This is a genomic window from Burkholderia semiarida (assembly GCF_029268935.1).
In the GTDB taxonomy this organism is placed as follows: Bacteria; Pseudomonadota; Gammaproteobacteria; order Burkholderiales; family Burkholderiaceae; genus Burkholderia; species Burkholderia semiarida.
Genome location: NZ_JAHLCL010000001.1, coordinates 372,280 through 385,410 on the forward strand (window position 1 = coordinate 372,280; position 13,131 = coordinate 385,410).

The following is a 13,131-nucleotide window of genomic DNA, read 5'->3' on the forward strand; positions in this document are numbered from 1 at the left end:
GACGACTGGAGCGGTTGCGAAAAAGGTTTGCTGCGTTTATTGCGCGACGGCGTAACGCGCCGCGGGGGTATTGCTCGAGAGATGGGGAATCATGACGCGGCGGGCGGCGTCGTATGCGACCCATTCTTCTCCTGCGTGCAGGGATGGAATCGTGACGAGTTCCTGACGGTCGAAGCCGGTCAGCGCTGCGTCGACCATGTCGGAAGCCGACATGACGATCTCCTTCGGGAGGTTGTCCAGCGGGAGCCCGCCAATCTCCCAGAATTCCGTTGCCGTCGCGCCCGGGAGAACGGCCTGAACCTGCACGCCCTTGTCTGCCAGTTCGTGATGAAGGGACTGCGTGAACGCGAGCGTGAATGCCTTGCTTCCGCCATACACGCCGTTCAGCAGCTCGGGCCCGATCGCAACGATGGACGAGATGTTGATGATCGCGCCGTGGCCGCGAGCGACGAAGCCGGGTGCCGCTGCATAGGTGAGGCGCGTCAGAGCCGTGACGTTGAGATCGATCATGCGCGTCATTGCGTCGACGTCGCTTTCGAGCAGCGGCTTATGCGTGCCGACACCGGCATTGTTCACCAGCAGCGTGATGCTCTCGTCCGTGCGCAGCTTCGCTTCGATGGCGGCCAGCGCGCGCGAATCGCCGAGGTCCGCAGCGATCACTTCGACACTGCGCTGCGTGTCGTCGGTCATGCGCTTCGCAAATGCGTCGAGTCGATCCTTGTTGCGTGCAACGAGAATCAGATCGAACCCGCGGCGTGCGAGTCGTTCGGCATAGACCGCACCGATACCCGACGATGCGCCCGTGATCAGTGCGGTGCCTTTGTGTGCTTGCGTCATGATGTTGTTCCGTCGATGGTTACGAAGTGAATGACATCTGCCGGGAAACGCCGAGCCGGTTGCGTCATCTCGGCCGGCTCGTTCCAGTCTTCTGTTTCTCGGCGATTGCGATGTAGTGCGATGCAGTTTATTGGCGAGGCGACGTGTCGATCAACGCGCTCCGCCCATAAAGTCATTTCACTTACTCCGAATATTCGTTCGCGCGAACTGCATAACGGCCGTCGACGTTCGCGGCGGTTTCGGTCGATACGCGTCGTCTACGCGTTCGTCACCGACGATGCTCGCTCGTGGCGCCTCAGGTCGTTCGCTGCGAGCCGGTGCGTGAAAGGACATGGTCCAGACGGCTCGTTTCCCGGTTGCCGAGACTGAGAGTGCGCAGTTCGGACAATGCGGCCAACGGGATCGCGTCAAGCGACGCGTTTCTGACGATCAACGTGGCGTCGTCCGTGCCGCCGAGCAGACCCTTCGGGTCCTTGAGTTCGCGGATGGTGTATTGCTCGTGAAGATACTGTGGAGTCCAAAGCGGAACCACCACCCACCGGCGCGCGGCGACGGCCTCCTCGAAGGCGCGTACGCAATCGTCGAGCGTGCCGTTTTCGAAGTGATACCCTGCGTCCGCCAGGCCGTACTGCGCGACGATTTCGCGGGAAAATCTGCTGATGCCCGCGCCGGGATTGATGCCCTGGATCCGCTTCACCATCCGTGACGCCACATCCGGCCGTTTCAGATCGGAGATGGAGCTCACCGCGCTTTCGGGCACATAGTCGGGTACGCCCCACAATGCATATGGCCGGTAAAGGACGGTGATCTTGTGCACGTCCTGCTCGAACGGAGCGAGGTAGAGACTATGACTGCTCGGGAGCCACGCGCTGCTCAGCATGTCGGCTCGCCCTTCCCGCAGAATCCGGAAGGCTTCTTCGTGCGGTGCGAATATTTCGTCGACCGTTACGCCATGCTCGTTCAATATCCGCCGCACGACGCCGGAGGCCGCGCGATGGAACGACAGGTCGATGGTAACGAGCGTGAGTCTGGGTTGAGTCGGGTCGAGATCGACCATGGCATTCTCCTGGTTCAGACGATCAAGGTCAGCGTGATGCGATAGAGAGCGCGATGCCGGCCACGATGAGAACGACGCTTGCCGCAAGCCCCATCGTGAGATGCTCGTGAAGAAAGAGGACCGACGTCATGAGGCCGACGACGGGAACGCCTAACATCGCCGTCGCCATGCTCGTGCTCGACATGCGCGTGTTGGCGGCATTCACCGCGCAAAAGCAAAATGCAGTTGCAATCGGACCGATGTAGATCAGCGCCGACGTCAGGCTGAGGCTGCCGTCGCCCGTGTAGGGCCCCTCGAGCACTCTGGCAAGCACGGCGAGCGGTACGGCGGCAACGAGCATTTGCCAGGGCGCGAGCACGTAGGCGCTCGACGCGCTGCGGAAATGCCGGAGATGAAGAATGCAGACCGCCCAGCACAGCGACGCGCCGAGCAGCATGACGTGCGCGACAACGGCCTGACGATCGTGCCAGTCGACATCGAGCGGATTGAAAAGCAGCAGCACCCCGGCCACACCAAGTGCCGTGCCGAATGCTTTACGCACGGACAGGTGCTCGCGAAATGCCAGCACCGACGCGGGCGTCACCCAGATCGGCGTCGTATAGGCGAGCACGGCGGAACGGCCGGCGCTCACGTGGTGCAGCGCGACGGCGCTCATCGCGGTGAACGCCAACATCTGAAGCAAGCCGACACTGGCGAGAAACGGCAGGTCGGCGCGCTTCGGCAAGCGCAGCGTCCCGGTCGCAGCTTGCACGACGAACAGGCACAGCGCCCCGGATGCGAACCGTGCTGCCGACAGCCACAGCGGTGTGACGTGCGCCAGGCCGAGCTTCATCGCCGGCCAGTTCGCGCCCCACAACAAAATCGCCGCGCCCAATAACAGCGCACCGCCATATCTGGACGAGGGCACGGTCGCGGTGCGGCCGTGCGTGTCCATCCGAATCAACTCGGACATGATGACGCTCCTCGAAGTCGTGCAGCCGAGCGTGCGCGAAACGGTAGCTCGGAACGCTTGCCGCGCGGGCGGCAAGCCTGCGTCGGGTGATCAAATGAATGTGAATATCCGTTCGCGCGGCAGCCGCGATTTGGGCAGATCCGCGTTGAAGTCGTCGCCGCTGCGAAAACCCAGGGACACGATGACGACGCTCGTCAGGCCTCGTTCGCGCAGGCCGAGGCTTGCATCGAGCGCGCGGCTGTCGAACCCTTCCATCGGCGTTGCATCGACGCCGAGGACCGCCGCGCCGAGCAGCAGGCCGCCCAGCGCCAGATAGACCTGCTTTTCCATCCATTGCGGCGTATCGCGCAGCTCGTATTTGTGCATGTCGACGTACGAGCGGCGGCTCTTGTTCTGCGCGGCGCGCATTTCGGCGGTCTTGAATCGACCATCCACCGATTCGCGCTCCAGAATGGCCTGAAGGTGTTCGTCGTCCATGTCGGTCCGCATGCACATCGCGATGACGTGCGATGCATTGACGACCTTGGCCTCGTTGTACGCGTAGGCGCCCGTTGTGGCGGCCGCGATGCGCGCGCGGCCTTCCGGTGTCGCGGCCACCACGAAATGCCACGGTTGGGAATTCACCGAGGACGGCGACTGGTGAAGCAGCGACAGCAATGTTTCGACCTGCGCGGCGGGAAGCGACTTGCCGCCCTCGAAGGCTTTGACGGTATGGCGGGCATGAATGGCGTCGGCGAGATTCATGTGCGGGACTCCGGTTGTCGGCGATGGCGAAAGGGATTAACGGGTCGGTGCGGGACCTGCGCCGATGCGTACGCGGAACAATGCGTACGGCTTCTGGCGCTCGTCCTTGCCGCCGTGGAATACCGGTTGGCGGTGAAGCTGGTTCGCGGTGAAGTAGAGGTAACCGTCCGGGCCGACCGACAGCGTGTCGGGCCACAGCACGCGCGGATCGTGCAGGATCGTCTGCCATTCGCCGCCCGGCTCGAGCTTGCGAATCGAGTTGTGCTCGTAATCGCCGGCATAGACATTGCCGTTCGCGTCGCTGGCAAGACCGTCGGACGCTCCTTTCTCCCCGAGATCCTTCACCGCGGCCGCCAGTTGCGCGTCGCTGATCGACGGATCGCGCAGCATCGCGGTCGGAATCGAGTAGAGATGGCGACTCGACAGCGGGCAGTAGTAGAGGGTCTGGCCGTCCGCGGAGAGCGCGATGCCGTCGGACGCCACGGAAAAGGGCTTGGTGGTCCCGTTCGGGTCGCGGACTTTCAACGACTGGCCTTCGACGACCGGGACGAAGCGAGGATCCGCCGACGTCGACACGTCGCCGGTCAGGCGGCGTATCGCCTTTCCGCTGTCGAGGTCGATCACGATCAGGCCGCCGATACCCGACAGCGAGGAGTCGGTCACGTAAGCGACCCCGGCCTTTCCGATGCGAAAATCGAAGCGCATGTCGTTCACATAGGTCTGGGCGCGCATCACGTTCGCGGGGAACACGATCGTCTTGACGACGCGGTTGGTCGCGAGATCGATGGCGACGAGCTTCGCGCCGCCCGCGACCGGCTCCGAAAAGTTCGGTGCGGCGGTATCCAGAACCCAGAGCTTGCCGTGACCGTCGGCAACGACGCTTTGGACACTCAGGAAGTGCGTGGACGGGTGCGCCGCATCGGCATGGTTGATCTCGGCGTTTGGATAGGCGACGACGCGGCCGTCACGCAACTCGCCAACGGTGAAAGGCACGGCGTCGCCCCAGCGCGGGAAATTGACGAAAATCCGTCCGTTCTCGGCAACCGTCACGCCGGTGGGCATCGGGCCGGAAAAGGTGGCCACCGTGTCCATCGCGCCGATGGTGCGGTCGGTTGCCTGAACCGCCGGCGCCGTTGCCGGCGCGGACGGTTGCGCCAACACCTGGTTGACCAGCAGCGTGAAACTCAAGCCGGCTGCCAGTGCGGTTGCGGTCCGGCGGAGGGAAGTGAATCTCGTGATGCGTCGATGCGGGAAGTGCATGTTTGTTCTCCGGTCTTGTCCAGCATGTTCGGAATGGCGATACAGGGCATCGTCGGCGTGCGTCAGAAGCCTTCCAGCACGATCTTTCCTCGCGCGCGACCGCTCTCGATGAGGGCATGGGCGCGCCGGAGATTTTCGGCATTGACGGTTCCGAAGTGATCGGCCATGGTCGTGCGCAACGTACCGTCGTCGATCAGGGTGGAGACGCGATCGAGGATTTCGTGCTGCCTGACCATGTCCGCGGTTTCGAACAGCGATCGTGTGAACATGAGTTCCCAATGAAGCGAAATCGACTTGCGTTTGAGCGGCATCGCGTCCAGCGTGTCGGGGTCGTCGATCACGGCAAGTCGGCCCTGCGGCGCCAGCGCCTCGACGAGCTGCGCGTAATGGACGTCCGTCTGAGTGAGGCTGGCGACGTAGCGCACTTGCGGGGCGCCGATGCGGCGCAGCCCCTCGAGTAGCGGCTGCGTATGGTCGATGACGTCGTGTGCACCGAGCGCTTGCGCCCATGCGCGCGTTTCGGGGCGAGACGCCGTCCCGATTACACGCAGCCCCGTCAGTTGACGCGCCAGTTGCGTCAGCATGGAGCCGACGCCGCCGGCCGCACCGACGATCAGCAATGCATCGCCGGCACCGGCGCCCTCGGCGATCCCGAGGCGATCAAAGAGCAGTTCCCACGCCGTCAGCGACGTAAGCGGCAACGCTGCTGCTTGAGCATCGGAGAGCGTCGCAGGCTTGCGGCCTGCAATACGCTCGTCGACGAGAACATATTGCGCATACGCGCCGGGCCGGGCGATCGAGCCCGCGAAGAAAACCTTGTCTCCCGGAGCGAACATGGAAACGTTGCTTCCGATTGCCTCGACGGTTCCGACGGCGTCCCATCCCAGGATCCGCGGCTGCTCGGTGGGTGACCCCATACGAACCTTCGTGTCGACGGGATTGACGGCGATCGCGTCGACCTTCACCAGCAAGTCGCGCGGCTCGGCTTCGGGCTTGGACACCTCGGCATCGAGAAGGGACTCGGGATGGTCCGCGGGCAGGCCATGCTGTGTATAGACAACCGCTTTCATGGATGAACTCCGAATGATGGTTGAGTGGCGCTGGGCTGCTCGCTGCAGACCGGGCGCCAGCGTGTGAGTGAAATACTGCTCGACCTCGACTGCGGGAAAAACGCGTTACATTAGGGAGGACTTTCACTCCAGGAATGAAAATGGTGCGGCTCGAGGACCTTCAACTATTCGTGAGAGCCGCGGCGCTCGGCAGCTTCTCGAATGCGGCGAGGGAAGCCGATCTGCTGCCAGGGCAAGTGAGCGCCGCGATTCAAAGGCTCGAGCGCGAGCTGGATACCCGTCTCTTTGCACGCTCCACCCGAAGCCTGAAACTCACCGCGGAAGGCGAGCAGTACCTGCCCTATGCGGAGGAAGTGCTTTCCATGGTTCACGAGGGGCGTGAGCGGTTGCACGGAGGAAAGCACGCGTTGCAAGGTACGTTGCGAATCGCCGCACCGTCGGATATCGGACGCAATGCATTGCTTTCCTGGCTCGGCGTGTTCCGCGATGCGCATCCGAAGCTGGTGCTGAAGCTTTCGTTGTCCGACTACGTGACCGACGTATTTCGCGATCCGGTGGACGTGGCTATCCGCTATGGCGCGCCGGAGGCCGCAAGCTACGTCGCGCTTCCGCTCGCCGAAAGCAATCGAAGAGTGCTCGTCGCCGCTCCGGAATACGTGAAACGGCACGGCGCGCCTGCGTCGCTCGACGAGCTCGTTTTGCACGACTGTTTGCCCTACGTGCTCGGTGGGCGTGTCTACGATCGCTGGCTGTTCCCCGCAAGCGGCGTGAGGCGGCAGGTCACGGTGAAGGGTGTGCTGCTGTGCGACGATGCCGAAATCGCGCGGCGCTGGGCTGTCGAGGGCAGGGGCATTGCCTACAAATCCTGGCTCGATGTCCATGACGACGTCAGAGCGGGGCGCCTGACAGTATTGCTGCCCGATCAGCGAGGCGAGGCGGCTCCGCTGAGCCTCGTGTGTCCGCATCGTCGCCAGTTCTCGCCGGCGGTCAGATACCTTCATGCGCACCTCCGCGAACGAATTTCGCCGATGATCGCCGCGATGCGCGACTACGTTGGCGACGCGATGGAGTAGCACGGCCTTTTTAGCCGCGCGAGCCGTGACGTGCGGAGGTGAATGGAGAACGACGCGCAACGGAGTATTCATCAGCTTCTCGGCTCCAATTCGGGACGCTGTCTGGTCCCCAGGTTTCGTTAACGTCCAGTCGCGATAGTCCACGGCAACCGGGTTCCCGCTGGCAGATCGCCCACGTTCGAGCGTCGTTCAGGCGCCTTTCGGGTCATCGGGCAACACATGCAGCCAGTTTGGCGTTTCGGAGTTGCCCGGAAAATCGTCTCGCCGTGTATTTGAGCTAGTCGAAAATAGTCAATGCACCTATGCGCAGGTATAGGTGGCTTGCGAGCATCGGCGCGGGAAGGCGAAGAACGCGCGCTGAAAGCTGTTTTCAGGGAGAGGCCATTGAGGTCGGCCCATTGTCTTCCTACCATTCACTCGGGTTTTATCCCTTGATAACTTTACGTTCACGTTGGTTAAGGAGAGTGTGATGAAGAAAACGATCGCGTCGATGCTGTATGTCAGCTATTTGGCCTTCGGTATTTCAGCCCATGCGGCGGAGCAGAATACCGCTCCGCCGCCGGAGCAGGTCGTCAGCCAGAAAGAAGTGACGAAGAGTGAAAAGAAGGCGCAACACGCGGCCGATCGCGCGCTGTCGCGGAAAATCGTATGGGCGCTGTCGAAAACGAAAGGATTGAATGCAATCAACGTGCGGGTGCTCGCTCGCCGGGGAGCCGTGACCCTGACCGGATACGTGCCCGACAGCGAGCAAGTCCAGCTTGCCGGCGATAGCGCCGCGCGGGTCGCGGGCGTGACGTCCGTCGCCAACAATGTGGTGCCGGGCGAACCGGGCCGTTGATTGCCTTCACCGGAGGCCGACGTGCGCGTACCGATGCGTTCGCGCGTCGCTCGGTGTTCGCGGCGGCTCGAAGGCCGAGTTCCGATTTTGAATGTTGCATGGCGCCATGCACGGAAAACGGGTGTGTTCGTCGCGCCGAAATAACGTCCTTTTTGCCGGGTAATTGGTGGGTCGATATCGCGACCGACACGTTCATGACGTGCCTGAAAATGAATGATCTGAAGGCGAAACGGGCCGGCCCCGATGTTGACGAGTAAAGTCAGTTTTTCGGTAAATCGCATTCAAATTCAAGCGGCGAATTTTTATGATGACAAATGCTGCGATTAAATCGGGTCGTGGGTTTTCGATGTCGATAATTGTCGTGCGCGTTGCGTGACGCGACCTATTCGGCATTTGGCGCGGTTATCTGGCAGTAAAACCAGGGGCGCGGGCTCCGACTCGTCATCGTCGCTATCCTGCCGGCCGTTTCCGGTCGGTACTTCGTTATCCAACTCGTTGAGAGATATATGACACGCTTGACTACCCTGAAGCCGTCGGAAGCTACCGGCGAAACCGCAGCTGTGTTCGGTCAGATCAAGGCCGCACTTGGGAAGGTCCCGAACGCCTACGCGACCATCGGCACGCACAGCCCGGCCGGTCTTTCGGCCATGTTGAACGTCGATGCGGCGATCGCGGCAAGTTCTCTGGATCAGGCCGACATTGAAACGGTGCGCCTTGCGGTAAGCGCGCTGTCCGGTTGCGACTATTGCCTGGCCGCTCATACGATGCTCGGCAGGATGTCGGGTCTCACGCCGGAGGTGATGAAGAATATCCGCGCCGGTCGCGCGTCGGGGGAGGCCCGGCGTGATGCGCTGCTCTCGTTCGTGCGATCGATCGCGACGACGCGCGATACCGTGCCCCAGGGCGTGCTGGAGGCGGTGCTGGACGCGGGGTATACCGAGCGGCAGGTCATCGAGATCATCCTGGTCATGACATCGATCACCTTCACCAACCTGGTGAACCGCGTGAACGACACTACGCTGGACTTTCCGGCAGTCGACTGAACGTGTCGGGCGTCGGCTCGACTGACGGCCAATGCCCGGTGTCGTTCCGGAACGCCACACAGCGCCCGTCGGGCGCTGTGTGCATTGACGCTCGCGAAGCAGTTGGAAGACTGAATGAGCGACGGGGCGCCATGCGGACGAACCGATCCGTCCGATCGTGTCGTCGTACTGGCGTGTCAAACGAAAGCAGATGCTCGAAAGATCCCTTTACGATGGAGAATGAAAATGTCAAAGCAGTTTGTCGTTGCCACGATTACCGCGGATCCGCAACACGCGAAGGCGGTGGAAGCGGCGTTGTTGGCGGCCGTACCGGCCGTCCGGACCGAGGATGGGTGCGAGCAGTATGAGCTGCATCGCGACCGCGAGGCGGCTCATCGCTTTACGATGATCGAGCGATGGCGGGACGAACGTGCGCTGAAGGTCCACGGCGAAGCACCGGCGTTCCAGAACCTGGCGCGCGAACTCGCGGGCAAGGCGACGCTCGATGTCGTGCTGCTCGAGAAAGTGATCTAGGCGAACCGAAATCATTCTGGAACAAGCCGGCGGCCGGATCGATTTCCGGCCGCCGTTATTTTTCGTTCGTTCGATCGAGGCCGGACGTCGCGTGCGCGACGTCGATCATCGAACGAGCAGCGCGAGTACGGGCGCGACGAGTGCGGTCAGGACGCCGTTCATTCCGATGGCCTGCTCGCGTATCCGCGGGCCGGTGCCTTGTCTCGATCGCGTCATGATTGAAGCGATTCCCGACACCCGGCCGCGCAGGCCTTCGCGTTGACCGACGCACGGGACACGAGCAGGCTGCCGGTCGCCAGCGCGAGAAACACCAGTGAACTGCCGATCGACCCTGTCAAACCGAACGCGGGATACACCCACCCCGCGACGGCGGAGCCGACGCCGATGCCGCAAAACACGAAGGATGCGGTCAAGGCCAACGCAATGCCCCGCCATTGCGGTACGAGTTCGACGATGCGCCGTTGCTGTGAAGGCCACAGCAGGTCGGTCGCGAACGCCCACGCCGTCAGTGCGACAAAAAGCAGGTGCAGGCTCGGGGGCGTGAACCAGAGAAACACCAGGTCCGCTGCAAGCAGGGCGAGGCCGGCGAGCAGCATCGTTTCCGCGCTATGGCGCCGCGCGGCGCGCGTCACGAACAGGTTGCCCGCGACGCCGGCGACGCCGAGCACCACGAGCGAGGTCGACACCATGTCGGCGCCTGCGTGGAATACGTCGCGAATGATGGGTGCGATAAAAGCGTACGTCGAATAGACGCCGGCCGCGATGAAGAACACGACCAGAAATGCACTGAGCGTAGCGGTGCGCGTCAGAAGAGAGACCATCGTTGCGAATTCGATGTTCTCGCCCCTGCTGGTGTCGGGTACGGCCCATACGATGAGCGCGGCGGTCACGGCGCCGGCGAGTCCGACGGCGACGAAGAGCGACCGTGCGCCCCATGCGTGCGCGATCCATGCGGACAGCGGCATGCCGACCAGGCCGGCGACGCTCAAGCCGAGCAGCACGGTGGCAATCGCGCTGCCCTGCTGGTCGCGCTCGACGAGGCTGGAACCCAAGGCGCCGAGCACGGGGCCGATGAAACCCGCGCCGAGCCCCATCAGCACGCGCGACAGCAGCAGCACGGGATAATTCGGCGCGGCCGCCAGCAGGAGGGCAGCCGTACTGAACAGCGCCAAGCCGAGCAGGACCTGGCGACGGCGTCGCAGATGTCCAAAACCGACTTGCAGCAGCGGAGCGGCGAAAGCGAACGTCACACCGAACACGGTAACGAGGTAAACGCTTTGCGAATCGGCGAGCCCCCATTGACGCGATATCGAGTCGAGGCTGCCGACGACGGAGAGCGCGCCCGTCGCCTGTACGAAGTACGCGAGGCTGAGGGTGTGGAGTGCGCGCGCCGTCCGCGCGGAAAAGGGCGTAGTCATGAGAGAGTCCTTTCGAGGCTTGAGAAGCACGCGGCGCCGCAGACGAGACGGCCGCGCACCGATCAACCGACTACCTGCCGAGCGTGTGCAGAACCAGCGTGGCCGCGGCGTGGAATGCGCCCGCGGCGACAATCAACAGTCCGAACGTTCGACGCAGAAGGCCGGGCATCTGGGTTCAACCCTGCGTCAATGGCGTGTAGTTCGACGCCTTCGTGACATCGGCCCGCGGGTTCGAGATGGCGTTTTCCATCAGGCCGACTACCTTCCCGCCGCTCACCAGCGCGGGCACGTCGTGGCTTGGCAGCAGGAAGCGGCTCGTTGCAAGCGCGCGCTTGATCGCGCGCTTCTCGTCGAGCGTCGACATCGCGCGGTTCGCGGTAATGGTGGGTTCGTGCGCGGCCTGGTCGAGGATCGGGTCGATCAACTGATCCTTCAGGTTGTAGGCGATGTCGCCGCAGATGTTGGCAATGCCTTCGTCGGTTTCGACGAGCACCGACAGCGAACCCGGCGTATGGCCACCGGAGAGACGGACCGCGACGCCCGGAATGACCTCTTCCTCGAACGTGCCGTCCACGTCGAACAGCCGGATTGCGCCGCGCGTATGCAGGCGGTCGATCAGATGCTTCGTATCGGCCGCGGTGTACATCAGCGGGCCCATGATCCCGGATGCCGCGAATTCCAGCTCGCGACGCGAGATACCGACGGTTGTCGTCATGGGAAATCGGTCGGTCATGCCGACGTGATCGATATGTGCGTGCGTATGGACGATGTGACGGATGTCGCTCATCTTCAGGCCGTGTTGAGCGAGGTGATACTCGATCGTCATCTCTGGCGTGACTTCGTAGGGCAGACCGAATTCAGCGTACTGCTCGACGCTGCGCGAACCCGTATCGACGAGCACGGGATGCGCGCCACCCGTGATCAGAAACCCGAGCACCGGTATCGTCACCTGCTTGCCGGGTTCGCGAAACAGGACGAGGCCGCTCGAATCGAGCGACATGTTGCCGAAGTTGATCGGGTGAATCTTCAAGCTCATGGCTGCTCTCCGCTGTAGATCGGTACTTTATTGAACCGATCGGTTCAGTATGATCACGCGAGCGAGGCGGGGCCAATTAAAAAAACCAATCGGTTCAAAACGATTGGTCTATCGCGAAGCGGGCCGACCGCGGACGAGCGTCAAAGGAGGCGTAGCGCTTGCATGAATGCGCCGACGGCGTCGCCTTCGGCCTCGGCGGGCAAATTGCGCTCGATGCAATAGCCGGCAAAGAACACCGTCACGATCGTGGCGATGGTCGCGGCAGGCAGGTGATGAGGCTCGGCCTCGATATTTTCGATGATCTGCGGGATCAGCCGATGGTGATACGCGCCGACGACTTCGCGCACGCGGTCGGACAACGACGGGAATTCACGCAGCGAATTGACGGAGAAACAACCTACGCAGCCGTCGTCTTGCGCATCGCCCAGCCGCAGGAAGCGCTCGATGTTGCCGTAACTTTTCGGCTCCGCGGTAAGGATCTGCAGCGCCCCGCGATGTTCGTAGTAGTAGAGGAGGGTATGCAGGAACAAGTCTTCCTTGTCCCCGAACTCCGCATAGAGCCCCGACTTGTTGACGCCCGACGCCCGTTCCAGCTGCTGGAGCGACGTGCCGGCGAAGCCGTACTTCCAAAAGAGCGGGAGGACCTTTTGCAACACGCCTTCGCGACTGAATTTTTTGGGTCTGCCCATGTCCGTCACACCATGAGATGATTTGCAAACATTTTAAACCGAACGGTTTTTTTGGGGGCCGGGCGAATCGATACGGCGACCGGCGGGGTGCGGGGCTGTATCCGGTGTCGCGGCCGTTCGATCGACTACCCCATGTGCATCGTCGCGCCGACATACCCACGTTAGCCGGCTATCCCGAAAGGCATGAGCGGCGCGGCTTGATTTACGGACGGGTTAAACGGCATCGATTATAAAAACGCCAGGGAAAATTATTTAAACAATCGAAACGGTGTGATTTTATTTTCGCTCGGGCAAACAAAATTTCCGTGTTGGCAAAGGTCATTAATCCCGCTCTGTCATTCAATGTCGCCATACCGGTCGGATGTATGTCTGGCGGCGATTTGCGAGACGATGAATAATTTCGACCCCTTATTGGTAACCCGGAAATTTATCGGAAACGTAAAGGATTGCAATATGAAGTCGTTATCCGTGCATTCCGGTTGCGGGGCATGATTTTATTTGGCAGGATTTCATCGGGCGCCCGATTTTAAAACAACAAAGCGATCGACAGTTCAATTTGCTGAAATAACGTGCGATGCCGGGGCGACCCCTTGCAAGACAG

At 62.1% G+C, this 13,131-nt stretch carries 13 protein-coding genes; 4 read left to right on the forward strand and 9 right to left on the reverse strand.

From position 1 onward, the window contains the following. Positions 1-36: 36 nt before the first annotated feature. The 6 genes from KPB06_RS01705 to KPB06_RS01730 all read right to left on the reverse strand — a co-directional run bounded on the left by KPB06_RS01705 (position 37) and on the right by KPB06_RS01730 (position 5,920). Complete coding sequence (locus KPB06_RS01705; protein WP_275905279.1) at positions 37-837, reverse strand: SDR family NAD(P)-dependent oxidoreductase; 801 nt, start codon at positions 835-837, stop codon at positions 37-39. A 295-nt stretch (positions 838-1,132) separates the two neighbouring features. Continuing rightward, positions 1,133-1,894 carry a glycine betaine ABC transporter substrate-binding protein gene (locus KPB06_RS01710; protein WP_275905280.1) on the reverse strand — a complete coding sequence of 254 codons (762 nt, stop codon included), beginning with the start codon at positions 1,892-1,894 and terminating at the stop codon, positions 1,133-1,135. 28 nt (positions 1,895-1,922) lie between these two features. Continuing rightward, complete coding sequence (locus KPB06_RS01715; RefSeq protein ID WP_059581387.1) at positions 1,923-2,846, reverse strand: DMT family transporter; 924 nt, start codon at positions 2,844-2,846, stop codon at positions 1,923-1,925. Positions 2,847-2,936: 90 nt separating this feature from the next. Further along, a complete protein-coding gene (gene nfsB, locus KPB06_RS01720) occupies positions 2,937-3,590 on the reverse strand; it encodes an oxygen-insensitive NAD(P)H nitroreductase (RefSeq protein ID WP_059581384.1) in 654 nt (217 codons plus the stop codon). A 36-nt stretch (positions 3,591-3,626) separates the two neighbouring features. Beyond that, entirely contained in the window at positions 3,627-4,850 is a 1,224-nt protein-coding gene (locus KPB06_RS01725) for an SMP-30/gluconolactonase/LRE family protein (RefSeq protein WP_275905281.1), read from the reverse strand. A 62-nt stretch (positions 4,851-4,912) separates the two neighbouring features. Next, positions 4,913-5,920: a zinc-binding alcohol dehydrogenase family protein gene (locus KPB06_RS01730; RefSeq protein ID WP_059581379.1), complete on the reverse strand. Its 1,008-nt coding sequence runs from the start codon at positions 5,918-5,920 to the stop codon at positions 4,913-4,915. A 140-nt stretch (positions 5,921-6,060) separates the two neighbouring features. On the opposite strand from KPB06_RS01730, the gene KPB06_RS01735 reads away from it, so the two are divergent. The 4 genes from KPB06_RS01735 (at position 6,061) to KPB06_RS01750 (ending at position 9,387) form a co-directional block, all read left to right on the forward strand. Then, positions 6,061-6,993 (forward strand): LysR family transcriptional regulator, encoded by a 933-nt coding sequence (locus KPB06_RS01735; RefSeq protein ID WP_059581376.1) that lies wholly within the window; start codon positions 6,061-6,063, stop codon positions 6,991-6,993. Between the two features lie 469 nt (positions 6,994-7,462). Continuing rightward, positions 7,463-7,831 carry a BON domain-containing protein gene (locus tag KPB06_RS01740; RefSeq protein ID WP_059581373.1) on the forward strand — a complete coding sequence of 123 codons (369 nt, stop codon included), beginning with the start codon at positions 7,463-7,465 and terminating at the stop codon, positions 7,829-7,831. 506 nt (positions 7,832-8,337) lie between these two features. Further along, positions 8,338-8,874 carry a carboxymuconolactone decarboxylase family protein gene (locus KPB06_RS01745; RefSeq protein ID WP_059581370.1) on the forward strand — a complete coding sequence of 179 codons (537 nt, stop codon included), beginning with the start codon at positions 8,338-8,340 and terminating at the stop codon, positions 8,872-8,874. 114 nt (positions 8,875-8,988) lie between these two features. Continuing rightward, the gene (locus KPB06_RS01750) at positions 8,989-9,387 is read left to right on the forward strand and encodes a putative quinol monooxygenase (RefSeq protein WP_275920321.1); all 399 of its coding nucleotides are present in this window, start codon (positions 8,989-8,991) and stop codon (positions 9,385-9,387) included. 212 nt (positions 9,388-9,599) lie between these two features. Here KPB06_RS01750 and KPB06_RS01755 read toward each other — a convergent pair whose 3' ends face one another. The 3 genes from KPB06_RS01755 to KPB06_RS01765 all read right to left on the reverse strand — a co-directional run bounded on the left by KPB06_RS01755 (position 9,600) and on the right by KPB06_RS01765 (position 12,530). Beyond that, positions 9,600-10,835, reverse strand: a complete 1,236-nt coding sequence (locus KPB06_RS01755; protein WP_230971920.1) for an MFS transporter — start codon at positions 10,833-10,835, stop codon at positions 9,600-9,602. A gap of 145 nt (positions 10,836-10,980) precedes the next feature. After that, positions 10,981-11,841, reverse strand: coding sequence for an N-acyl homoserine lactonase family protein (locus KPB06_RS01760; RefSeq protein ID WP_059581364.1), 861 nt, complete (start codon positions 11,839-11,841; stop codon positions 10,981-10,983). Positions 11,842-11,981: 140 nt separating this feature from the next. Then, positions 11,982-12,530 (reverse strand): TetR/AcrR family transcriptional regulator, encoded by a 549-nt coding sequence (locus KPB06_RS01765; protein WP_059581361.1) that lies wholly within the window; start codon positions 12,528-12,530, stop codon positions 11,982-11,984. Positions 12,531-13,131: the final 601 nt, after the last annotated feature.